Genomic DNA, 26024 nt, shown 5'->3' on the forward strand with positions numbered 1-26024 from the left:
TTTTAAGGCTCCCGCTCCTTGAAAAAAATCCAAAGCACGACATGGAATACCAAAGACAAATTCATCGCATTTGCAGTAGCGCAAAGGGGCATAATAGAAAAGTTCCTGCTGTCACTTATTGTAGAATTCCCAACATGCAGGTATTCCATTTAGATAACCACCTGAAGCGTATTAAAACACTTACACCAATACCCGCAGTCCGGCGATATGGCTAGTAGTTTTTCTAAGGTCCCAGTATCTGCACTTCAATATTGCCAGCGTCTTACTATCTTTTACCCTTAAATATTGTATTATGCGAATAAGACTGCTTACTTGTTGTGTTGTAACTGGATTTATATTTTTTGCAACTGTAACCAATGGCCAAAATGTAGGCATTGGCACAGCCACTCCTGGTTTTAAATTGGATGTGGAAGGGAGAATAAGAGCCAAAGAGGGTTTCATGTATTTAGGAACATTGGGGAATTATTTTGCTACTTCTGCTGCTGGAAGCATTTACACGAATGCGGATTTTGAACCACTATCGACCAACGCCTATGATTTAGGCACCATAAATTATAGATGGGCTACCGCTTTTGTATCTAATCTGAATATAAACCAGAGCATTCTGAGCAATGGCCAAGGTGGTAATAGTGGCATTTTTTTAGGCAACGGATTAGCAGGCAAAGAAGCCAATGCCGGGCGAATTGGGTATGCTTTATTTACAGCAAATACTCTTGATATTATTGGAGGCGGCACCAATCCTGACAACCGTCGCATAAGGCTGTGGGCAGAGGATGTAACAGAAATGACCGGCGATGCCAGTGTATTTGGAAATTTGAACGTAGCAGGTAAAGTAACCACGAATGCCACGGGTACTGCTAATGTGGTTCCCATAGCTATAGCATCAATAGATGCTTTGGGCCTGGTGGTAAGTAGTACGGGCAATGTATCAGTAGTAAAAAACTTGGCAAGTGGCTTAAATGAAATTACCATTTCGGGTCAAAACATAAATCTAAATAATTATATTATAGAAGCTACTGCCTTGTATGTTTCTTCTTCAGATGATTTGACAAGTTATGGTACTAGTATTCGCATACTTAATGGTAAAATAAGGCTGTACACTTTACGTGGCGGTGCTGTCAATAGCAGTCCTTTTAGCTTGATAGTATACAAACTCAATTAATCAAGTTGTGATTGAACAACTTGCATGAGTAATTCGGAAACCTGTGCTACTTGAGCAAGTGTAATAATGAGCGGTGGCGCTATGCGCAAACAATTAGGGGCAAACAAAAACCAATCGGTTACCACACCTGCTTTTACAGCAGCATGGCAAATGCGCTGGCACAATTCGGCCGATTCAAACTCAACAGCCAGCAACAATCCTCGGCCGTGAATGGCTTTGATAGCGGGATGATGTAATTGGCTGCGAAACTGCAGTTCCTTTTCGATGACAGTTTCCAGTATGCAGTTTGCAGTTTGCAAGGAAGAATGCCCTGCAAATTGCAAATTGATATTTGCAAACTTGATTAGCTCCTCAAGGGCAGCATGGCCGGCGGCACAACACACCGGATGCCCCGCAAAAGTGCTGATATGCCCCAGCACCGGATTGTAGGTCAACTGCTGCATGTGTGCATGCGATGCAATGAATGCACCCAACGGCAGCCCACCACCAAGTGCCTTACCCAACAATAAAATATCAGGTACCACACCATATTGCTCAAATGCCCAGAGTGAACCAGTACGGCCAAAGCCCGTTTGTATTTCATCAAACACTAATAATGTACCCGTATCTGTACAGCGTTGGCGCAGGGCGGTAAGCCATGATTGTTGAGCAGGTTTGGCGCCAGCTTCTGCCTGTACTACTTCTGCCACTACACAGGCTGTTTTTTCGGTGATGCTTTCCAACGCTTCGGCTGTATTAAAATCTACATGCCACACATCGGGCAACAAGGGCCGGTAGGCATTGCGCCAATACTCGCCACCCATAATGCTGAGAGCTCCTTGTGTGCTGCCATGGTAGGCATTGTTGAAAGCAATGATTTGTGTACGGCCCGTCACCCTTTTGGCCAGCTTCATGGCACCTTCTACAGCTTCGGCACCGCTATTGGTAAAATACACACAGTCTAGCGATGCAGGCAGCAAACTACTGAGGCGTTTGGCATACTGCACCTGTGGCGATTCGATGATTTCGCCATACACCAGCAAGTGCATGTAATCTTCCACCTGCTTATTGATGGCCGCTTTTACTGCCGGATGCCCATGCCCAATGTTCATCACACTAAAGCCACTGATGGCATCAACATAGCGCTGTCCGGCTACATCCCACATGTAAATGCCTTCGGCTTTTACAATTTCCAAACCAATGGGTGCCGGCGATGTTTGCGCCACGTGTTGTAAAAAAAGCTGACGATTGTTCATGGTAATACCGGACGAATTTACTCTTCTTCTTTGGGAGCATCTACTTCAGCTTGCTGTTGTTCAATTTCCTTCAGGTATTGGGTGAGCCATTTGTCAAGCTGTTTTTTCTGAAAAGTCTCTTCCGAAATTTGAGTCACATACAATTCTGGAAGAACGATATCCAGCTTCTTTCTGTCGATGTCAAATGGGCCTGCCACTGCAAAAAGCTCTTCTTTTTCATCATCATATGCAACCACGAATTTGTATACAAAAAACCGATACTTTTTGCCCATAAACAGCAACTCTTTTTCAGCTGCCAGTTCAATGGAAGGATCTTCGAAATCTTCGTCGGCTAATTCATATAAATAAGCAGCTCCAATAGCTGCCTGCGTAGCCAACTCAGCGGGCAGGTCGGCCAAGCGGTCATGCTTTTTCAACAGGCCATACACCGAGTAACTAAGCCATGGAACCTTTGCCAGCGACTGTATAGATTGTGCCGGAAAAACCCCATTGCCTGCAAGCTGCTCCAGTGCTTCCAAACGTAAATAATCTTCCTCCACAGGTTTCATGGTAAAGTCGAACAGCAAAGCATCCGCTTCAGGTGTTTTCATCTTCGCCAGGTATCGGGGCATGGCATCCATGTAGGAATAATATTCATGATCTGGCCTACTAAGTAACTCCAAAAAATGCTGTGACAAGGCCATTACTTTTTGCGGCATATCTGCTGGCGGCGTTGGCGCCATATTGCTATCAGCCAGTAGCAGGCAGGTATTTACAATGCCTGGCCCATACGTAGTATCACTCAGCAGCGGGTACCAGTTGGGCAGCAGTTTTTTTGCCAACTCAAGGTTGTTGTAAAAACGACCGAAAATTTCTCCGGGATACACTTCCTTCTGCCGGGTGAGTGGCAAAGCCTGTTGCACAAATGCCAATGCGTTTGCATCATCCATTTTCATGAGCATAGATACAATTTTACCCTGTGCAGATGAATTGCTATCGGCATTGTGATAAGCAGTTTTCAACATGTCGAGTTGAGATGCGTCGGATACTTTTTCTATGATTTGCCAGAGCTGTGCGTCCAACGATGGATACCCGACAGTATCACGTGGCCATAGCATGCGGGCTTCGCTGAGTAGCAGTGGCAAATCAGCTTTTGTAAAGGGCAATTCATCTACATCACTAACCCATTTTTCAAACTGTTCATTGCTACAAATACGCAACGAGTCGAACACCGTTTTGGCTGTTCTTTTGCTTACATCAACATAAGCTGTGTTGTTGCGTATTGCAAAAGCATTAAACCACGCAGGTACCGATGTATGCTGCACACCAACGCTGTCTGTTTGTACGCTCAATTCAACTATTTCGTTGCCGGCTTTTATCAATTGATAGCGGCTCCACATTTGTGCAGCTGTATCTTTTGCCAGCACCGTGAGTGCAGGCATACCGTTGGTGTGAGTATAGCGTTGCTGTACAATGCTGGCGTTGCTGGCTTTGGCTGCAGCAGGCAGCATGGCAGAGAGCAACAATGAATCGGATGCAGCCCAGGCAAAAGTCGACAACACTTTTCGCTTAGCAGTAAACCAAACACCCAATGCCGGATTGTATGCTTTCAGGATGCTGCTGTCGGCTTCATCGGCATAGTTGGTTTCGTAGGTAGCCGAGTCGCCAAAACTGCCGATTGTTATATCCTTCATTTGCTGATTTTTCACCTGTACTTCGGGGTAAGGCAACAATGTAAAGCTCGAAAAAAAGCTATCGGCCTTTGGTTCGCTGTAGGCTTTCTGACTATCGAAATACCAAACAGAATATAAGCGGGCACCGCGAATTACGTTGCGCATTTCATACCGCAAATTACCCGGCATGTTGCCCCTTACCCGCTGCACTTTCCGGCCAAGCCATTGTATGTCTGTAATTTGAATAGCTCCTTTGTCCGACATAGATTTTACACTTTCGAGCATGGCGTTTTGCATCATGCTTTGCACGGAGGCTAAATATCCTTTGGTGCTGTGTATCACTTTTATCATCAATTCATTGCCCGTTCCATCTACTCTTTTGTAAATGGTTTTTTCCTTCGTATCGGCATCGTCTTGGCCCGACTGCATACCTGGCGGATTGATTTGCGGCTTGCCCGGTATCAGCACTTTAAACTGTGCTTCATCATCCTGATACCAGCTGGATGCAGATGCCTGCTTTGGCAATACCGTCAACGATTGAAAGAACCTTTCAGCGGCAGTGTTAAACAAATTATTGGTGTCTTTGGCTGCTACAAGCATCATGTATAAATCTTCGGCCCGGCTTACCAGCAGCAAACGGATGGTGCTGTTTTCGCGGCTCGGAAAAACGGCCTCTTTAGCAGCCATATTTTTAAATACCAAGCTGCGCAAAATGGGCGCATTTTTACCATTACTGTTTTTGCTGGAAGCATTGGCAGTAGCGGTAAGCATACTATCCCGGTTTTGATCGTTTATTTCTACCTGTGCGGCCACATGCATGCTGTAGTAATAAGTAGTGGTGGCCCAATCAATATACGTGTGCATTTTGAAGCCCGTGTTTTGCAGGTCGTTGGTTACAGGCTTGCCTGGAAAACTGGCGGTGTACCCCTCTTCGGGCGACTGATGCAAAAACCAATCGTTACTGGCGGCATAGCCTTCGGTGGGCGGCTGGTATTTGGATGCATGCAGGTTTTTTTTGCCAAAAACAGGTGTAACCGTGTAGCCTTGCTGCTGCAACAGTTTGAGCAGCCCCAGATTGCCGGGCAAGTGTGCCACACCCACTGCTGTAAAAACACTCGCCTCCCGCATGGCAGGCACAAGGTGCTCCAGCATTATTTTATTGCGGGCCGATAAAAAGGGAACTTCCACTGCCGGAGGCAATGTGTTCACCATTTTCAACACCGCATTCAAATCGCCGGCTACGTAAGATTTAATGAGTTGCTGTGTGGTTTTAGGCGCTGCAAATTCATTGAGAATGTATTCCGGATCCTGACCGGAAACCAATTGGTCCAACAGGTTCAGCTGATCTTCTACCTGCTCCAGGCCTATGATTTTTTTGCCCATGCTCCTCGACACCACCATCAGGTACATATCCATAAAAGTGCCCATGTTGCCGCCTTGCTGTTTGCCGCTGTTTGCTGCCTGTTGCTCCATCAGCACTTCGGCCACTGTCATTTTTTCCAAGGGCTTGCTCAGCTTCGACTGGTACTTTTTTTTGAGGCGTTGCAAACCGGCAGCGTCTACCATTTCAGCAATTGGCTTGCGTTGCTTTTTTGTAAAATAGTGGTCCAGTGCTTTTTCTACAATACTGTCAGGATGCACTTCCATGGCATATACGTCGGCTTGCTCCAGGTAGCGGTACAATGAATCGGGAAAATTGAACACCTGCTGATCATCCACATGAATGGTACCCCAGATGAAAGATGGCTTTGCCAACCCGTTGCCGCTAATACGGTACAAAAAAGTGCTGGGCTGCTGCGCAAAAAGTGGCAGTTGGGTAAAAGCTAAAACGGCGTATACCAAAAAAGCCACCCGTGTGTGTTTGGCAAAAAGATTACCTGAATTCATAACCAATAGCTATTGAAATTGCTTAAACGTTTGACGAAGTTGTAGGCAAATACCCGATTTTCGTTGTTGAACCACTCAATCTTTTTTTATGCCTGTAATTCTGCCCGTGCTTGGTAAGGAACCCCGCTGGGGAAAAGACCCGTTTATAGCGCCTAATGCTACCATAGTGGGCGATGTAACCATGGGCGATGATTGCAGTATTTGGTTTAATGCCGTCATCAGGGGCGATGTGAACTTCATAACCATGGGCCATAAAGTAAATGTGCAAGATGGAGCTTGCATTCATTGTACTTATCAGAAATACCCAACCGTTATTGGCAATAATGTTAGCATTGGCCACCACGCAATTGTACATGGCTGCACTGTGCACGATAATGTACTGATAGGCATGGGAGCCATTGTAATGGACGGCGTTGTAATAGAAAGTAATAGTATAATAGCAGCAGGCGCTGTAGTACTGGAAGGGACACACGTACCCGCTGGCAGCATATTTGCCGGAGTGCCTGCCAAAAAAGTAAAAGATATTTCAGCAGCACTTATAGAAGGAGAGATAAACCGGATAGCAAATAATTACGTAATGTATTCCGGTTGGTTTAAAGATAATTGACCATTAACTGACAAAAGACATTGTTTGATAATAGATTAATGCAGACATTTGTTTTCTCAAGCCCCACAATTATTGTTGGCTTACCTTACGTTGAATGAAGAAACGATTACTGGTTTTGGCATTTTCTGGGTTCTTACTGTCTTGTGCAAGCAGTAAAAAACGTGGCTGTCCCAGCAACAGTGCCAGTATGGGTGCCGAACGTGTTTTGGCCGGAGAAAAACCAGAAAAGAAAGCTAAGTTCAAGATTAAAGGGATGAACTAATATCCTGCCTTGGTAGATTATCAAAACACACTCTATGAAAAAGATCACTTTTTGTAGGGTCCTGTGCTTGATGATTGCATTAGCAGGAGCAGGACTTTCAGCAGTAGCCCAAAAGCAAGTAGCAGCAACGCTGGCTACCGGTCAAAAAATTACCTTATCTCAGGCAGGAGAAAGTAAGGCGTTACAAGCCATTACCCGCCAGCAAGCAGCTGGCAAATACTATTTCCTGGTACATAGCCAGCAAAAAGAGTTGCTTGCTGCGGCAACGGCTCAATCATCCTTACGCATACTGGCCAAGGTAGACAACAACACTTTTTTGGTAGCTACCAATCAGGCACCCCAATCTGCAGATTTACAACGCTGGGGCGTAGATGCAACCGCAGTATTAGAACCTGCACATAAAATGCGGCCATCACTGGCGGCAGGCAATATACCGGCACATGCACTGCAGGGAAACGACCAGGTGCAACTTATGTTGGCCACCTACAAAGGCATTGGCGTTACAGAAGTACGCATGTTGTTATCTCAAGCCGGTTTTCATGCTGCCACATCTCCTGCCAATCAGTGGGGTGTGTTTAGCCTTACCTGTGCCAAAGCCGACATTCAAAAGCTGGCAGCACTTCCTTTTGTGGCTTATGTACAAACCATTCCACCTCCCGAAAAAATATTGAATCAAAGCAGCCGTAACATGGCTGGTGCCAATCAACTTTCATCGCCCATAGCTGGTGGTGGCCGCGGCCTTACCGGCAAAGGCGTAACCGTTGGTGTAGGCGACGATGCCGACCCCAGCCTGCACCCCGACCTTTCTGACAGAATTATCAACCATACTCCCGGTATTGTAAACGATCATGGAGCTCATACCACCGGTACCGTAGCCGGTGCCGGCATACTGCTGCCACAACGGGCCGGGTATGCACCCAAGGCTACTATTGTAAGCCAGTGGTTTGGTGGAATTTGGCAAAATGCCGCCACCTACGTACGTGATTACAACATGGTACTCACCAACAACAGCTACGGCAATATCACAGGCGACTGCGACATGAACGGCACCTACGACCTCAACAGTTATTTGCTGGATGAACAAGCATTTACCTTCCCGCAACTACTACACATTTTTGCTTCCGGCAATGATGGCGAATACACCTGTTCACCGTATCCTTTCCATTATGCCACTGTACTTTCTGGCATGCAAACTGCAAAAAACACCATCACCAGCGGCCGTACCGATTATGTACAGTTAGCCAGCAGCAGCAGTAGTTCTGGCCCGGTAAAAGATGGCCGGATAAAGCCAGAAATTGTGGCACTTGGTGAAGCCATTATGAGCACCACCGGTTTTTTCAATATCAATAATGCATATTGGGGTAGCTGGGGCACAAGCATGGCAGCACCTGCCATTACAGGCGGGCTGGCATTGTTGTACGAAAGATACCGCCAACTCAATGGCAACAGCAACCCACAGGGTGCACTCATGAAAGCACTGTTGCTGAATGGCGCCAGAGATTTAGGAACGCCAGGCCCCGATTACCGGCATGGCTTTGGTATGATGCAACTGAGCAACAGCCTACGGATGCTGGAAGCTGCCAACTATCAGCAAAACAACATTACCCAGGGTGCTGTAAAAGACACCGTTATCAGCGTTCCTGTTGGCACACACCAACTGAAAGTAATGCTGTATTGGCACGACCCAGCTGCCAATCCGATAGCGGCAAAAGCACTGATCAACGATTTAGATCTTCAGGTAATAACTCCGGGAGGTACCACTGTTTATCCATTGGTACTGAATCCTTCGCCCAGTGGCGTGGCCAATGCAGCTACTGCCGGCACAGACCATGTAAACAACGTTGAACAAATAGTAATACCAACGCCTACAGCTGGCAACTATACCATAAGGGTGAGAGGCTATGATGTAATGGTAAACGCTCCACAGCTTTATGCAGTGGCATTTGACTATGTGCCATCCGGCATTGAAATACTAAGCCCTGCTGCTGGTGAAACATGGACACCGAATGGCCCATCTGTACCGATTACATGGGATTACAACGGCAATGCAGCGGGCAGTCTCACACTGGAATACAGTTACGATGGAGGCAATACCTGGAACCTGATAAGCAACAATGTAGTTGCTGCAACCCGTTTTTACAACTGGTCTGCACCACTCACCATTAACACAACTTCTAAAATCAGGATTACCCATAATACGAGTGGTGTGTTTGACACAACGGGCAACTTTGCTTTAATTGCTAACCCTGGCGCAAGCCTTGCGCCAGTTACTGAGCAATGCGAAGGATACATCAAACTCAACTGGACGAATGTAACAGGGGCCGATTCTTTTCAGGTGATTATGAAAAGAGGGGCAGAAATGCAACCCATAGCACAAGTGAGCAACAGTACGCTTTCTTACACTATAAGTGGTTTATCAAAAGATTCAGTGTATTACGTTTCTGTTCGCACAGTTAAAAACGGCCAAACAAGCCGTTGGAACATGCCCATTGAAAGACAACCCAACACTGGCTCTTGCAGTGGCACAATCAGCAATAACGATTTGAAACTGGATGCCATTGTAAGTCCGGTTACAGGCCGCCAATATACAGCCACTGACTTAACCGCATCAGCTGCTGTCAGCATCCGTATCAAAAATCTGGATGACGCAGTTGCAAACGCTTATGCTGTAAAATACAGCATCAACGGCGGCTCATTTGTGCAGCAAGACATTACCACTCCGTTGGCAGTAAACAGCACTGCAGTGCATATTTTTAACGGCATCGATTTTTCTGCACCAGGCACTTACAACATTACAGCGGTAGTTACGAATGCAGTAGCAGATAACAATAGCAGCAACGATACACTGCGGGTGCGTATTCAGCAATTAGCCAATGCGCCTATCAGCCTCATACCTGCATTTACAGAAACATTTGAAACCGCGGAAAACGTACAACTTACCACTGCTACTACCGGTGTACCCGGCAGCACCCGATGGGATTTCAGCAGCACTGATATTTTTGGCCGCTTACGTACCAGTGCCTTTGGCGATGTAGCACACAATGGCAGCAAAGCAGCCACCATGGATGTGCATCGGTCCACTCCATATGCCACTACTGCCAGCAACGAACTTACCGGCACCTTCAACTTGTCGGGGTATAATACCGGTCAAGAAGTAAGGTTGCAGTTTTTCTATCAGCAACATGGCATTGCACAAGTAAGCCATCCACAGAATAAAGTGTGGGCAAGAGGTAATGAAAGCAACAGCTGGATTGAAGTGTACGACCTGGCTGCCAACCAGCCAGCAGTGCCGGGAGAATACAAGCAAACACACAGTATAGAACTGAGTGATGCGCTGGCAAACGCAGGTCAACAGTTTGGCCCGGCTACTCAAATTAAGTTTGGACAGTTTGGCTTGTATGCAGCTGCTGATAACCGCAGATTTGCCGGCTACAGTTTTGATGACATTAGTCTGCAACTTGCATCCAACGATTTGCAAATGGTGGCTATTGATACACCGTATATTTTTAGTTGTGGCCTTACGGCGGCAGTACCTATTCGGGTACACGTGTACAATTCTATGAATACAACGATGTTGAATATTCCTGTTACCTACCGTATCAACAATGGCAGCACAGTGCAGGAAATAATTCCAAGTATTCCTGCTCACACTACCATCACTTACACATTTGCTTCGCCTGCCAACTTTGCCAATCACGGTGCATACACTATTGTAGCTACAGTAAGCATGCCCGGCGATAACATCAGCGATAACAACAGTACCACTGCCAGTATTCGCAACCAACCGGTCATCAGTAGTTTTCCTTACAAAGAAGATTTTGAAAATGGCACCGGCAACTGGTTTACGCAAGGCATCAACAACAGCTGGCAGTTTGGTACACCTGCACATACTGGTATTACTGCTGCCGCCAGTGGCAACAATGCCTGGAAAACCTCATTGACAGCACATTACAACGATAACGAACGCAGCTACTTGTACTCACCCTGCTTCAACATCAACAGCATGACTGCCCCAACGCTCAGCTTTAGCATGGCGTATGATATGGAAGACTGCAGCATGTACAATATTGTGTGCGACGCAGTATGGGTTGAATATTCTTACGATGGCATCAGCTGGACAAAACTTGGTGCTGCCGGCAGTGGTACCAACTGGTACGATTTTCCTGCCGCTCAAGCATGGGTAAGCAAAAACCAAACACACTGGCATGTGGCCACCACAGCACTACCTAAGCAAGCCGGCAACATAAGCCTGCGCATTGTAGTAGCCAGCGACGACGCTGTAAACCGCGAAGGTGTAGCCATTGATGATATTCATGTTTTTGATAACGCTGTTCCTATCTATGCACAAGCAGCCAGTAGCAATACGGTTACACAAGTGGTAAGCGGCAACAATCGTTTCGATTTTATTGATGGAGGACAACTGATTGCAACACTTTTCCCCAATGGCAATAACTTGGGTAGTACCGCTGTAAAAGCATGGATCAATACCGGAAACGTTCGCAACGATGGTCATCAATATTTTGCCAACCGCAGCTTTACTATAAAACCTACCAATCAGGTACTAGGCAATGCAGTAACCGTTCGGCTTTACTTTACCGATACCGATGTAGAAGAAATGCGACTGGCAACCAATTGTGCTGATTGTACACCACCAATTGCATACAACAAACTCAATATTGCCCGTTATTCTGAAGGGGCGAATGAAGACGGCACTCTCGAAAATAACATCATCGGCTTGTGGCGCAGTATCGTCAGCGACAACATTGTATTTACACCCTACGGCAGCGGCTACTATGCAGAGTTTGAAGTGGATGCTTTCTCAGAATTTTGGATTACTGATGGTAGTTACAGTATTGCATTGCCCGTAACCTGGGTAGCTTATGATGCGAAAAAAGATGCACAACAAAACGTACAATTGCAATGGCAAACTGCCAACGAAAGCAATGCACTGCAGTACGAAGTGCAGGTAAGTACCAATGGAATTGAGTTTGAAACAATCGGCATTGTGGCTGCCAAAAATGCAGCTGCTGCTACATACTTCTTTACAGATAAAACTGAAGGCAAAACCGGTATCCGCATGTATCGTATTAAACAAACAGATCGTGACGGACAGTTTTCATTCAGTGCAGTACGCAGTATTCAGTTTGGCAGCATCCGTACCAGCATTCATACCTATCCAAACCCAGTGCAAAACCAACTGCTGCTGGCAATGGTACACAACGCACCTATACAAGTGCAGTGGCAAATAAGCGATGCTGCAGGCAGAATAGTGATGAATGGCAAATGGCAAAGCAATGCAACAGCCGATAAAAAAAGCATCAATACACAACAGTTACAACCAGGTGTATACACCATAACTGTAACCGACGGCACACAACGTTGGTACCACAAAATGGTGAAAGCCAACTAAGTTTATCTCTTCACTCGTTTCTTTACAATAAGTGTAAATGACTTATACTACAAGCAGAAAGGGTTGCAAGTCTGCAACCCTTTCTGCTTGTATACATTCAATAATCAACGGGTGATTATTTAAAACTTTGCACCGAAAGTTACATATGCATTTCTGCCATCAGCAGGCATTAAGCCGGGGCCGGGGTAGCCGCCAGCCCTACGGGTAAAGTAACTTTTATCGGTTATGTTATTGAGCCCGGCCCTGATGGTAAATCGTTTTTTGAAAGCGTAGTTGAGACTAATATCGCCAACATGGTAAGAGGGGATTAAACCGTTTTGTCCATTGGCACTGGGAGCCACTGTATTGTTGGCATCCGTAAAGGCTTCGCCCACATAGCTCCATTGCATAGTGGCAGTAAGGCCTTTCCAAAAATAATTGATGCCATATCGCACAATCCATTCCGGCGCATGCTCTACTTTTTTATTGGAGTAATTGGTTGTAACCAATGTATTTCCTTGTCGGGTGATCACGTTGTAATCAGCATAGCGGGCATCGGTATAACCCACAGATGCAAACACACTAAAAGAACCTCTTTTCAAATTATTTGTAAATGCTTTTATCGGATTAAACTCAACCAGTGCCTCCACTCCTTTGCTGTTACTATTGCCAATATTGGTACGCAGGTTGTAAAAACTACCATCTAACCGCTGCTGTGCCAGCAAACCGATGCGATTGTTATACTGCAGATAAAACAAACCGACATCAAAAAACAAGTAGTCTTTCAGCTTTCCACGATAACCCAAATCGAGATTGTACCCACGGGCATCTTTGAGGTTGGGGTCTATTTCATCGATGGTAACAGGCGCAGTAAGATCACTAAACAATACAGGCCGGTATGCCTGGCTCCAGTTGGCATACAATTCAGTGCTGCCAATATGATATTCAGCTCCCACTCCTGCCAAGGCAAAACTACGGTTACTGCTAGCTTCTGCCGCTTTTACAGGCACGCCATTACTCACTCCTGTTTGGCCAGATACAGTATTGCTCACCTGCTCAAAGCGGATGCCGGGTATCAGCAACAACTTTTTACCAATGCGAAAAATATTCTCCGCAAAGGCCGCCACATTGCTGGTTTTAAAACGAAGCTTTTGTTGATAGTCCGCTACAAGCGTAAGGTCATAATCTACGTTAGTGGTTCCTCTGCCATTGTTGAAACGACGGGTAAGCCCATTGTAATAACGAACGCCGGCAGAAAAAGTACTATTGCCACCCAACAGCTTATAATCAGTGAGATACCGTACTTCAGCACCCCAGTTACGGTACTCATCTACAAAAACGGTTCTGTTGTTGTATGCCAACGTATTTGTATTGATGCTATCTTTTACATTTGGTGCAACCAGAAAACCAACACTGCTACGATTACCGCTAAAGGCAAATAAAGTTGCTTGTAATCTGCTTTTTTCATTGATGGTATAATTGGCTTTTAGGGCGCCGATATTCCACAGCAAATCAAACCAATTTCTCGAACGAAAACTTTGCCGGTCGTTTTGTGTAAACTGAGCATCTGTAAGGCCTCCGGGCTGTTGGCTACGGGCATGCCAGTTGGTATATTCAGCAGTTATACTCAGTTGCTTATTCACTTTATAGGTAAGTGTGGCAAAGCCTGTACCTACCCTATATTGACTATTTTCTCGCCAGCCATCAGCACTCCGGTGATCGTAAAAGGCGTAGTAGTGTAGCTTCTCCGTTTCGCCGCCCAATGCATTGTAGGTATTCACCAACCCATTGGATCCAATCGTGTTTTGTGTTTCAAACTGAAACGGTTGATTAATATCGCTGCCATCTCTCAACACAAAGTTGAGCATGCCGCCAAATTGCGGACCGTACTGCAAGGAGCCGGCACCACGCACCACCTGAATACGCTGCACTGCTTGCAATTGCGGCGTGTAATATGCTTCAGGATAACCAAAAGGATCGGCAGAAATATCGTAGCCATTTTGCCGGGTGTTGAACTCCCAGCTTCTGTTAGGGCTCAACCCACGTGCTGCCACACCAATCTGAATGCCGCTGCCATCACTCTCCCACACATGCACACCCGGCACTTTGGCCATTACTTGCCGCATCGTATTCGTCACAATATTTCCATTCACATTGTCCATTACAATCAGGCTGTTCTTTTTTCCCGCCATAATGGCCGTGCCAACTACCTCGGGCAGCTGATGTATATCTGCACGACTATGCTGTCCCACAACAGTCACATCTTTTACATACCCTTCTTTTGCAGTGAGTGTGTCGGTTTGTTGTGCCATACTGCTCCATCCATTCAGTGCTACTGCTATCGTCAATAAAACGCTTCTCATACTTATTTTTTTGCAGTTGCAAAATTGTTTGCTGCGAAAAAAAAAGAGGTTACGTAAACGGAAAACCGGATTACGCAATGAGGAAAAGCAAGGGCACAATGCAGAAAGAAGTGCTGCTGCAATGATGAAGCTGACAAATACATGACAGTAGAGCGAACCAAAAGCTTGTATCAGGCATTAGGTATTTGTTACATTTGCCACCCTTATGAATCTTGATGCGCTGAAGGAAACGTATCGCAATGACCCCCGCATTTTTCAATTGGCGGACAGGCTTGCTTTTGCCAAACCCCAACATATCAGCGCCCATGGGCTGCATGGTAGTAGCCAGGCCATGACGATGGCGGCCGTTTTTGAACACCCCGCTGCTGCAGGTCTCAACCATGTGGTAATTCTGGAAGACGCAGAAGACGCGGCTTACTTCCACAACAGTCTCGAAAACATTACCAATGCGCTGGACCTGTTTTACTTTCCCAGCTCCTTCAAAAACAGCAAAAACTTTCGGTTGCTCAACAGCAGCCACGTGATGCTGCGGACCGAAGCACTCACCAAAATAGCCACGGGCGGCAACAAGAAAATACTGGTAACCTACCCCGAAGCCATTTTTGAAAAAGTGGTGGTGAGCAAAACACTGTCGGGCAATATCATCAGCATCAAACAAGCCGAAGAGCTGAATGTAGAAGGCATACTGGAACTGCTGGTGATGCTGGGCTTTACCCGCACCGATTTTGTGTATGAGCCCGGTCAGTTTGCCGTACGTGGCGGCATTCTCGACATCTATTCTTTTGGCAACGAAAAGCCATACCGCATCGAACTTTTCGGCAACGAAGTAGACAGCATCCGCATCTTCGATCCGGAAACACAGCTCAGCGAACGCAAGCTGTTGTCGGTCAACATCATCCCCAATATTGAAACGCAATTTGAACAGGAAGAGAAAACATCGCTGTTCGAATTTATGTCGGAAAATACCGTGGTATGGATGAACGACTGGTCATTCATTCACGAAAAAATGCTGCAGGAAAAAGAACAGCTGCAGATTTTTCTGGAATACCTGAAAGACAACCCCGGTGCAGCTTTGGACAATGGTGACGAAGAAGACAAACCGCTCACCAAAGACAATGTAAACGAAGGCGATTTTGTAGACATTGCTGCATTTGAAGACTTGCTGGCACAGCGTCATCAAATTGTGTTTGATGGAAAATGTGCTCAAGCAAACAATAGTAATGCAGAAACAACGGTGGTGCCTTTCAACACCAAACCACAGCCCAGTTTCAACCGTAATTTCAATTTGCTCATTGCCGATTTGAAAAGCTGGGAGCAAAAAGGATTTGCCATTTACCTGTTTGCCGAGCAGGCCAAGCAACTCGAACGCATTTATAACATTCTCACCGATCTCAATACAGAAATTCAGTTCAATCCGGTAGCCGTAAGTATTCACGAAGGCTATATTGATGAAGACCTGAAAGTAGTGTGCTACACCGACCACCAGATTTTCCAACGTTACCACAAGTTCAAGGTGAAGCAGGCTTTCAGCAAAAACAAAGCCATCACCCTCAAAACCTTGCGGGAGCTGCAACCCGGCGATTATGTTACCCATATCGATCATGGCGTGGGCATCTTCAGCGGGTTGGAAAAAATGGATGTAAACGGCCGCATGCAAGAAGCGGTTCGCCTTCGCTATAAGGATGGCGATTTGCTCTACGTCAATCTGTCTTCGTTACACAAGATTAGTAAGTACACCGGCAAAGAAGGCCATGTGCCCAAAATGAATAAACTGGGTAGCGATGTATGGAACCGACTGAAAGAAAAGACGACCAAGCAAATCAAGGATATTGCTGAAGACCTCATTAAATTGTACGCCGAACGCAAGGCGCAGAAAGGCTTTGCCCACAGCGCCGACAACTACATGCAAACGGAGCTGGAAGCTTCGTTCATGTACGAAGACACACCCGACCAGGCCAAGGCTTGTGCGGATGTAAAGAAAGACATGGAAAAAGAGGGCCCCATGGACCGCTTGGTGTGTGGCGATGTAGGCTTTGGCAAAACAGAAGTGGCCATACGTGCAGCATTTAAAAGCGTGGTGGATGGCAAGCAGGCTGCTATTCTGGTACCCACTACCATCCTTGCGTATCAGCATTATAAAACCTTCAGTAAGCGGTTGGAAGATTTTCCGGTGACGGTTGATTTCATCAATCGTTTCAAAAGCAGCAAGGAGAAAAAAGAAACGCTGCAAAAACTGAAGGAAGGAAAAATAGACATCATTGTAGGTACACATGCCCTGCTGGGAAAAGAGGTTCAATTCAAAGACCTCGGCATCATGATTATTGATGAAGAGCAAAAGTTTGGTGTATCGGCCAAAGAAAAACTGAAGCAACTACGTACAACGGTAGACAGCCTGACGCTGACGGCAACACCCATCCCCCGCACTTTACAATTCAGCCTCATGGGTGCCCGAGATTTGAGCATCATCAACACACCACCACCCAACCGGCAACCGGTACAAACCGAAGTGCAGGTGTTTAACGAAGACAATATCCGCGATGCCATTTACTACGAAACAGAACGTGGCGGGCAGGTGTTTTTCATTCACAACCGCGTAGCCAGTTTGGGCGAAATGGCAGCTCTCATTCGTGGCCTTTGCCCCGACCTGAGCGTGGCTTTTGCTCATGGTCAAATGGATGGCGACCAGCTCGAAGACACCATCCTCGACTTTATGGACAAACGCTACGATGTGCTGGTGTGTACCAACATTGTAGAAAGTGGTGTAGACATTCCGAATGTGAACACCATCATCGTAAACAATGCGCATCAGTTTGGTTTGAGCGACCTGCACCAATTGCGTGGCCGTGTTGGTCGCAGCAATAAAAAAGCATTTTGCTACCTGCTGGCTCCGCCCATGAGTACGCTGCCACACGATAGCCGCAAACGCCTGCAAACACTGGAACAGTTTAGCGAACTGGGCAGTGGTTTTCAAATTGCCATGCGAGACCTCGATATACGTGGTGCCGGTAATTTATTGGGTGGTGAGCAAAGTGGTTTCATTGCCGAAATTGGTTTTGAGATGTACCACAAAATTTTGGATGAAGCCATTCGTGACCTCAAACGCAAACAATTCAAAGACCTGTTTAAAGAAGAGATAGCGCAGCAAGACGATTATGTAAGCGACTGTACCATTGAAACCGATCTGGAAATTTTGATACCGGATACTTACGTAGAAAACATTGCCGAACGGTTGAGTTTGTACACCCGCCTCGACAACTACGACAGTGAAGAAGAACTACAGGAATTTCATCAGGAACTGAGCGACCGCTTCGGTGCAGTGCCGCCACAAGTAGAAGATTTGTTCCGTACCGTACGCAGCCGCAAAATGGCTGTGGCATTGGGTTTCGAGAAAATGTTGCTCCGCGACAACGTGCTCAAATGCTTCTTTGTACCCAATCATGAATCACCTTACTTCCAGAGTGATGTGTTCATGAAAATCATGCAGTTTATACAAACCGAAACCAACAAAGCCAAACTGAAACAAGTAGGTAAAAATGGTATTCTGGTAGTAACAGATATGACCAGCATGGAAAAGCTGTTGGCCTTTGTGCAGAAGCTGCATGCCTTTGCTACAGCAAAAAATAACGAGGCTGTATTGCTGCCATAAGACAGCCAAGATTCATGAGACTCGAATCATGTTTACAGATATCAATAAAAAACACCGATAACTTTTTCAGTCATCGGTGTTTTTTTATTTGCTTGAAATGCGTTTACATCACCACATTAATCATCCTGCCCTTTACAAAAATGAACTTCTTGGGCGTTTTGCCTTCGAGCCATTTTTGTACCACTTCGTTGGCGAGGGTGGCGGCTTCGGCTGCTGCCTGATCGGCATCGGCGGGCAGCATAAGGGTGGTGCGCAGTTTGCCATTTACACTCACCGGATACTCCTTGGTGCTCTCCAGCACATGTGCCGGATTGAATACCGGGAATGTGGCATCCAACACACTGTCGGTGTGGCCTAACGCACTATAGAGTTCTGCAGCCATGTGCGGCGCATAGGGTGCCAGCAAAATAGCCAGCGGCTCCAATATGGCAGCCTTACGGCATTTCAAATCGTTGAGTTCATTTACACATACCATCAACGCACTTACCACCGTGTTGAAGCTGAAGCGTTCAATGTCTTCTTCTACTTTCTTAATGGTTTTGTGCAGCACTTTCAACTCATCGGCGGTGGGTTCATCTTGCGTAACCTGCAGGCCTTTCACTTCATCAAAATACAGGCGCCACAGTTTTTTCAAAAAGCGGTGTACGCCTTCGATGCCTTTGGTATCCCATGGTTTGCTCACTTCCACCGGACCGAGGAACATCTCGTACATGCGGAAAGTATCGGCACCAAACTTATGTACGAGGTCGTCGGGGTTTACGGTGTTGAACTTCGACTTCGACATTTTTTCTACAACGCTTGAAGTGAAGAAATCCGGACTTGAAACATTTATTACTTCTGTCTTTTCTTCATTCCAGCTCCACCACAATCCCTTATAGAAAAATGCCTCTGATGTGATGAACACACAATTCAATCGAGCTGGATACTTTGAGACTGCAATTTCAACATCCATTTTATTCCTCGTTTGATTTTGCATATTCACATTTACTACATCAATCGGAATCTTATACTCTGCATAATATTCACGGTTATCTTCTGTTACAAACTCAGCTGAATACAACTGTAATTCTGGTTCTTCGAGACTAAATGGAGGTAATCCTGGAATAATTACAGTATTACTTCTTCCTAGTGGATTTATATCATCCTTACTGAATTTTCGTATGTATGCCACTTGAGAAACACCCTGAATCATCCCCTGATTCAGCAACTTCTTAAACGGTTCATCAAAACCAATATAGCCAAGGTCGTACAGCACTTTGGTCCACATGCGGCTGTACAGCAAGTGGCCAACAGCATGCTCGGTACCGCCTACATACAAGTCTACCTGATTCCAGTAGTCGCTTACTGCACGGTTGCAAAATTCAGCCTCGTTGTGCGGATCCATGTAGCGCAAAAAATACCACGATGAACCAGCGTAGCCGGGCATGGTAGAGGTTTCGCGTTTTCCTTCCGGTGTATTCACCCATTCGGCAATGTTGGCCAGCGGGCCTTCGCCTTCGGGGCCGGGGCCATATTTTTCTACATGTGGCAAGTTGAGTGGCAATGCCGTTTCGGGCATGGCAGTGGGTACTCCGTCATTCCACAAAATAGGGAATGGCTCGCCCCAGTAGCGCTGACGGCTAAAGCCGGCGTCACGCATTTTGTAATTTACTTTTCGCTTGCCGATGCCCAGTTCTTCCAGTTTATCGTTGGCCACCGCAATGGCATCTTTCATGAGCAAGCCCGTGAGAAAGCCGCTGTTTTCCAGCACGGCATCTTTGGTGGGGTTGGCTTCCTGACCATTAAAATGCTTACCAATAATATTGGTGATGGGAATATTGAAATGCTGTGCAAATTTAAAATCACGTTCGTCGCCGCAGGGCACCGCCATAATTGCACCTGTGCCATAGCCAGCCAATACATACTCCGCTATGTAAATGGGAATTTCAACGCCGTTAAACGGATTAATAGCATAGCCACCCGTAAAACATCCCGTTATTTGTTTCACTTCCGCCTGGCGTTCTCTGTCGCTGCGGCTTTTTACATAGGCCACGTAGTTGTCTACCGCTTCGGCTTGTTCGGACGATTTTATTTGGTTCACCAATTCCAACTCGGGTGCTATCACCATAAAATCAACCCCGAAAATGGTATCGGGCCGGGTGGTGTACACTTTCAGTTTTTGGTCGGATCCTTTAATGGCAAAATCAATTTCAGCGCCTTCGCTGCGGCCAATCCAGTTGCGTTGCATTTCTTTCATGCTATCGCTAAAGTCTACCCGGTTGAGGCCTTCCAGCAATCTGTCGGCATAGGCCGTAATGCGCAAATACCATTGGCGCATTTTCTTTTTAATCACAGGGTGTCCGCCACGTTCGCTTACACCATTCACCACTTCATCGTTGGCCAGCACGGTGCCCAAGGCTTCGCACCAGTTTACTTCGCCGTAGGCAGAAAATGCCAGGCGGCGTTTCATGAGCCATTCTTCTTTTTCGGCTACAGAAAAAGCCTGCCACTCGGCAGCGGTAAAATGTTTGCTGCCACTGGTTTCATATTTCGCAATCAGTTCGGCTATGGGCCTTGCTTTTTGTTGTGTATTGCAGAAATAGCTATTGTACAAATCCAGAAAAATCTTCTGCGTCCATTTGTAATACTCCGGCTTGCTGGTGTTTACCTCACGGTCCCAGTCGTAGCAAAAACCAATCTTATCGAGCTGTGCCCTAAAGTTGTTGATGTTTTGCTCGGTGCTTACGGCAGGGTGTACGCCATGCTCCAGTGCATATTGCTCAGCAGGCAGGCCAAAAGCATCGTAGCCCATGGGGTGCAGCACATTGTAGCCTTTCAGGCGTTTGTAGCGGCTGAAAATATCGCTGGCAATGTAGCCGAGCGGATGGCCCACATGCAGGCCGGCACCGCTGGGGTACGGAAACATATCGAGCACATAATACTTGGGCTTGCTGCTGTTGTTGGGCACCTGATACGCTTTGGTATCATTCCACTGCTGTTGCCATTTTTTTTCAATGGCGTTGAAGTTGTATTCCATGAGTAACACCCTTGGGGTTATGGTTTCAAAAAAATGTGTGCATGGAGAAATCCGCTGTCGGCAGCAGTTGCTGCGTGGTTGGTTTTTCGCATGGGCGGTTCCTGTTAAAAGCCTGTTATTGGCTTTCCATCTTTTCTATGGCAGGGCAATAGTGCCCGGCCGCAATCGTTTAAAACAGGAGCGCAAAAATAAGGAAAGGCTTATTCCGTTATTTTTGTCCGGTTCACAAGGCTGAAACTTTGCTTCGGCATTACTAACTCCACATACAACAAACGCTTATGTCTCAAGTAGGGAAAATGGGTACCCGCAAAGGCCGCACATCATACGCCATGGCTATTGTAGGTGTATCGCTGGTTTTGATTTTGATGGGTGTACTGGGCTGGATTGGCATCAACTATACCAAGCTGGCCGATTATTTCCGTGAAAGTGTACCCGTGCAGGTGTTTCTCCGCGAAACCACTACCGAAGCCGAAAAAGATGCGCTGGTAGCCCAGGTAAAAGGCCTGCCTTACATTAAAGCCTACACCTACAAAGACAAAACCACGGCCATGAAAGAGTGGCAGGCCATGGGCAACGAAGATTTTACGCAGTTTATTGATACCAATATTTTGCCCCGCAGTATTGAAATGAACCTGAAAAGCCAGTATGTGGTGGCCGATACCCTCAAAAAAATTGAAGGCATTTTTAAAGCCAGCCCTTACGTAACCGATATTAAGTACCCGCAGAATGTGGTGGGCAATATGACCATCCTGTCGAAAATTGGTTTTGCCCTGCTGGCCGTAGCACTGGTGCTGGCCGTGGTGGTTATCGTCCTCATCGACAATACCATTCGCCTGGCCATGTTCAGCAACCGTTTCCTCATTAAAACCATGCAAATGGTGGGCGCCACCCGTGGCTTTATTGCCCGGCCGCTCAACATACGGGCCATCATCAACGGCAGCATTGCCGGGGGCATTGCCATTGTAGTGTGTGGCATTATACTGGTTACCCTCGAAGGCTGGGTACCCGAACTAAAAGCCGTACACGATACCGGCCTGCTGCTATTGCTGGCGCTGAGCCTGCTCGTATTGGGCGTGGCCATCAGCCTCTTCAGCACCCACCGCAGTGTGGTAAAATACCTGAAGATGAAGCTGGATGATTTGTATTAGCATAGTTGATAGTCGATGGTTGGTGGTTGATAGTGAATACCATTTCCGCTGATTGAACGTGTGAACACGTCAACACGTCAACTCGTAAACTTGCTATCTCGCCAACTTTCCCCGTTTTCCTTTACTTTGCCCCTCTAACATTTGAACGCATGTCTACTAAAAAAGATAACAAGCAACACAGTGTGGTAGACCACACCCCGCTTTTTGGCAAAAAGAACTTTCTGCTCATGCTGCTGGGTGGGGTGATTATTGCAGCCGGCATGCTGGTAATGGCCGGTGGCAAAAGCGCCGACCCTACTGTTTTCAACGACAAAGAAGTGTACAGCACCCTGCGCATTACCGTAGCACCCATCCTCATTTTGCTGGGCCTGGTGGTAGAAGTGTACGCCATCTTCAAAAAATAATTTTTCGGAACCACTTTGAAAGGAACCCTCAGCGGTTCCTTTTTTATTTACACTTGCCGCATGGACGTATTTCAAGCCATCATTATTGCCATTGTAGAAGGCCTGACCGAATACCTGCCTGTGAGCAGCACCGGCCACATGATTATTGCCGAACGCCTGTTGGGTGTGGAGAGCACCAACTTCACCAAAATATTTACCGTGGCCATACAGCTGGGCGCCATCTTGAGTGTACTGGTGCTGTACTGGAAAAGATTCATCGACGTAAAGCATTGGCAGTTTTATGCCAAGCTGGTCGTGGCCGTTATTCCGGCGTTGCTGCTGGGCAAATTGTTTTCCGAAAAAATTGATGCCCTGCTCGAAAGCCCCCTCACTGTAGCCATTGCGCTGCTGCTGGGTGGCGTGGTGCTTATTGTGATTGATAAGGCATTTAAAACACCGAAGATTAAAGAAGAAGAACAAATCAGTTTTGGCAAGGCCTTCATCATTGGCCTTTGGCAATGCCTGGCCATGATACCCGGTGTAAGCCGCAGCGCTGCCAGCATCATTGGTGGTATGCAGCAAAAACTTACCCGCAGTTTGGCGGCCGAATTTTCATTCTTTCTGGCCGTGCCTACCATGGCGGCAGCTACCGGCTATTCGTTGTTTTTGAAAGACTGGGAAGAAAACGGCGTGGCCGTAAAAGGCTACGAAATTATTATGAGCAGTACGCAAAACGTACAGGCATTTGTGCTGGGCAATGTGGTGGCGTTTATTGTAGCACTGCTGGCCATCAAATTCTTTATTGGCTTTTTGCAAAAGCATGGCTTTCGCCTGTTTGGCTGGTACCGTATTGTAGCAGGTATAGTATTGCTGGTGTTGCTGTGGACGGGCTACCTGAAATAGTTGGTGGCAGTAAACTGAACTGCCATCGGCAATGCGTGTATATGCTTTTCGATGTATGTATTGAATCGATAGCATGCATCCGTCTTAACTGCATTCCTATCAACTATCAACCAATCCCGAACATCTTTACTGCAGACATTTTACTACTTGTTGTCGCATTCAAAAAAAGTCCTATTTTTTCCGCTGCTAAACCTGCCACCGCATGCAAACAGCTCCCAAAAAAGTAGTGAACGCCTGGGCCATGTACGATTGGGCCAACAGCGTATACAACCTGGTTATTACGTCTACCATGTTTCCGGCCTATTACGAGGAGGTAACCAAGGGGGCCGATGGCAGCAATGAAGTACAACTGTTGGGCAGAACCTTTGTGAATAACGCTTTGTACAACTATGCTCTCGGTTTCGCCTTTCTGATTGTAGCGCTGCTGTCGCCCATTCTATCATCCATCGCCGATTACAAGGGCAACAAAAAATCGTTCCTCCGCTTTTTTAGCACCATTGGCAGCATTGCCTGCAGTGGCTTGTATTTTTTTGATGGCGATCATGTGGGCTTTGGCATTGCCCTGGTAATAGTGGCCTGCATTGGCTACTGGAGCAGCCTGGTATTTTACAACTCATACCTGCCCGAAATAGCGGCCGAAAAAGACCGCGACCGCGTCAGCGCCAAAGGTTTTTCCATGGGCTATATCGGCAGTGTGTTGCTGCAAATTATTTGCTTTGTATTGCTGTTTAAAAAAGAATGGTTTGGCCTGAGCACTGCCGGGCAATCATTACAAATATCCTTTTTGCTGGTAGGTATTTGGTGGCTGGCCTTTTCGCAAATTCCATTAACCATTTTACCTAAGGGTACACCTAGTGCCAACCGCCCCAACCACAATGTGTTTACCAATGGTTTTATTGAGCTCCGCAAAGTGTGGCATCAGCTGGCCGCCATGAAAATGCTGAAGCGATTTTTGCTGGCGTTCTTCTTTTACAACATGGGCGTTCAAACCGTCATGCTGGCGGCTACGCTTTACGGAAAAAGCGAACTGGCTATTCCTACCGATAATTTAATCATTGCCATTTTACTGATTCAGTTAGTGGCTATACCGGGAGCATTGCTCATGTCAAAATTATCGGCCAAAATTGGGAATATTCAAACACTCATGGTAGCCGTAGTAGTATGGATTGGCTGCTGTATTGCCGGCTACATGATTCCTAAAGGTGGCATCAACGAATTTTATATGCTGGCCGCTGTGGTAGGTTTTGTAATGGGCGGCATTCAATCGCTCAGCCGCAGCACCTACGCCAAGCTTATGCCCGAAACCAAAGACACCACTTCCTTCTTTAGCTTCTTTGATGTAACAGAAAAAATTGCTATTGTGATTGGCATGTTTAGCTTTGGCTTTATTACAGAATTAGCGGGTGGTTCGCAGCGCAATTCTGTATTGGCATTAATGGTCTTTTTCATTATTGGTTTGTTGCTGCTTTGGTACACTGCAGCTGCAAAAAAGCAAACTCCAGCTCATGAAACTGCATAGCATCAATACCGGTTATTTTAAACTTGATGGCGGCGCCATGTTTGGCGTAGTGCCCAAAGTAATGTGGCAAAAACTCAACCCGCCCGATGACAATAACCTGTGCAACTGGGCTATGCGTTGCCTGCTGATAGATACCGGCGCCCGACGCATACTTGTTGATACCGGCATTGGCGACAAACAGGATGCGAAATTTTTCGGGCATTATTACCTCAATGGCCACGATACCCTGCACAATAGTTTGCAGCAGTTGGGCTATAACGCATCAGACATTACAGATGTTCTCCATACCCACCTGCATTTCGATCATTGCGGTGGCACCATTGTAAGAAATGGTGATGCGCTGCAAACAGCTTTTCCCAATGCTACGCTGTGGAGCAACGAACGCCACTGGCGCTGGGCCACGCAACCCAACGACCGGGAGAAGGCTTCTTTTCTGAAAGAAAATATTTTACCTATCGAAGCCAGCGGCAAACTGCGTTTTGTACCTGTGGCAGAAGAAGGTACCGTGCCTTTTGATGATGTGCCCGGCATCAGTGTTCGCTTTGCTTTTGGCCACACCGATGCCATGATGCTGCCGCAAATAAAGATTGGTGATAAAACAGTAGTGTACATGGCCGACCTGCTGCCATCGCCTGCACACATACCACTGCCGTATGTAATGGCGTATGATATGTTTCCACTCATTACCCTGCAAGAGAAAAAACGTTTTCTGGAAGAAGCCGTGGACAACAATTATATCCTCTATTTTGAACACGACCCCAGCGTAGAATGCTGCACATTGGTACGTACAGAAAAAGGCATCCGTGCCGATAAAACGGGTACGCTGCAAGCAATGCTCAGCGTTTAAAAAAA

Annotated in this window: 15 protein-coding genes; 11 read left to right on the top strand and 4 right to left on the bottom strand. The window is 46.5% G+C overall.

The annotated features are described in order from the left end of the window. Positions 1-292: 292 nt before the first annotated feature. Positions 293-1162 (top strand): hypothetical protein, encoded by an 870-nt coding sequence (locus tag V7Q13_RS05350; protein ID WP_333799646.1) that lies wholly within the window; start codon positions 293-295, stop codon positions 1160-1162. On the opposite strand, the gene V7Q13_RS05355 is transcribed toward V7Q13_RS05350, so the two are convergent. Both V7Q13_RS05355 and V7Q13_RS05360 read right to left on the bottom strand, forming a co-directional pair. Continuing rightward, positions 1159-2397: an aspartate aminotransferase family protein gene (locus V7Q13_RS05355; RefSeq protein ID WP_333799647.1), complete on the bottom strand. Its 1239-nt coding sequence runs from the start codon at positions 2395-2397 to the stop codon at positions 1159-1161. The two genes, V7Q13_RS05350 and V7Q13_RS05355, sit on opposite strands and share 4 nt — an antisense overlap. 17 nt (positions 2398-2414) lie before the next feature. Beyond that, positions 2415-5936: a TraB/GumN family protein gene (locus V7Q13_RS05360; RefSeq protein WP_333799648.1), complete on the bottom strand. Its 3522-nt coding sequence runs from the start codon at positions 5934-5936 to the stop codon at positions 2415-2417. Positions 5937-6024: 88 nt separating this feature from the next. Here V7Q13_RS05360 and V7Q13_RS05365 point away from each other — a divergent pair, with 88 nt between their 5' ends. From V7Q13_RS05365 to V7Q13_RS05375, 3 genes are all read left to right on the top strand, one after another. Continuing rightward, a complete protein-coding gene (locus V7Q13_RS05365) occupies positions 6025-6543 on the top strand; it encodes a gamma carbonic anhydrase family protein (RefSeq protein WP_333799649.1) in 519 nt (172 codons plus the stop codon). A 94-nt stretch (positions 6544-6637) separates the two neighbouring features. Further along, positions 6638-6805 (top strand): hypothetical protein, encoded by a 168-nt coding sequence (locus V7Q13_RS05370; RefSeq protein ID WP_333799650.1) that lies wholly within the window; start codon positions 6638-6640, stop codon positions 6803-6805. Between the two features lie 34 nt (positions 6806-6839). Next, positions 6840-12215, top strand: a complete 5376-nt coding sequence (locus V7Q13_RS05375; RefSeq protein WP_333799651.1) for a S8 family serine peptidase — start codon at positions 6840-6842, stop codon at positions 12213-12215. A gap of 119 nt (positions 12216-12334) precedes the next feature. On the opposite strand, the gene V7Q13_RS05380 is transcribed toward V7Q13_RS05375, so the two are convergent. Continuing rightward, the gene (locus V7Q13_RS05380; protein WP_333799652.1) at positions 12335-14557 is read right to left on the bottom strand and encodes a TonB-dependent receptor family protein; all 2223 of its coding nucleotides are present in this window, start codon (positions 14555-14557) and stop codon (positions 12335-12337) included. 205 nt (positions 14558-14762) lie between these two features. Here V7Q13_RS05380 and mfd point away from each other — a divergent pair, with 205 nt between their 5' ends. Beyond that, positions 14763-18203 carry a transcription-repair coupling factor gene (mfd, locus tag V7Q13_RS05385; protein ID WP_333799653.1) on the top strand — a complete coding sequence of 1147 codons (3441 nt, stop codon included), beginning with the start codon at positions 14763-14765 and terminating at the stop codon, positions 18201-18203. A 103-nt stretch (positions 18204-18306) separates the two neighbouring features. Here mfd and V7Q13_RS05390 read toward each other — a convergent pair whose 3' ends face one another. Further along, complete coding sequence (locus V7Q13_RS05390) at positions 18307-21219, bottom strand: leucine--tRNA ligase (protein ID WP_333799654.1); 2913 nt, start codon at positions 21217-21219, stop codon at positions 18307-18309. Here V7Q13_RS05390 and V7Q13_RS05395 point away from each other — a divergent pair. From V7Q13_RS05395 to V7Q13_RS05420, 6 genes are all read left to right on the top strand, one after another. Next, positions 21218-21454: a hypothetical protein gene (locus V7Q13_RS05395; RefSeq protein WP_333799655.1), complete on the top strand. Its 237-nt coding sequence runs from the start codon at positions 21218-21220 to the stop codon at positions 21452-21454. The two genes, V7Q13_RS05390 and V7Q13_RS05395, sit on opposite strands and share 2 nt — an antisense overlap. 43 nt (positions 21455-21497) lie before the next feature. Further along, positions 21498-22367 (top strand): cell division protein FtsX, encoded by an 870-nt coding sequence (locus V7Q13_RS05400; protein ID WP_333799656.1) that lies wholly within the window; start codon positions 21498-21500, stop codon positions 22365-22367. 149 nt (positions 22368-22516) lie between these two features. Continuing rightward, positions 22517-22771 carry a DUF3098 domain-containing protein gene (locus V7Q13_RS05405; protein ID WP_333799657.1) on the top strand — a complete coding sequence of 85 codons (255 nt, stop codon included), beginning with the start codon at positions 22517-22519 and terminating at the stop codon, positions 22769-22771. Between the two features lie 60 nt (positions 22772-22831). Further along, positions 22832-23653 carry an undecaprenyl-diphosphate phosphatase gene (locus V7Q13_RS05410; RefSeq protein WP_333799658.1) on the top strand — a complete coding sequence of 274 codons (822 nt, stop codon included), beginning with the start codon at positions 22832-22834 and terminating at the stop codon, positions 23651-23653. A gap of 202 nt (positions 23654-23855) precedes the next feature. After that, positions 23856-25172, top strand: coding sequence for an MFS transporter (locus tag V7Q13_RS05415; protein WP_333799659.1), 1317 nt, complete (start codon positions 23856-23858; stop codon positions 25170-25172). Then, positions 25159-26019: an MBL fold metallo-hydrolase gene (locus tag V7Q13_RS05420; protein ID WP_333799660.1), complete on the top strand. Its 861-nt coding sequence runs from the start codon at positions 25159-25161 to the stop codon at positions 26017-26019. The genes V7Q13_RS05415 and V7Q13_RS05420 overlap by 14 nt, the downstream gene beginning before the upstream one ends. Positions 26020-26024 lie beyond the last annotated feature (5 nt).

It is taken from the genome of Phnomibacter sp., from assembly GCF_036803085.1.
In the GTDB taxonomy this organism is placed as follows: domain Bacteria; phylum Bacteroidota; class Bacteroidia; order Chitinophagales; family Chitinophagaceae; genus Phnomibacter.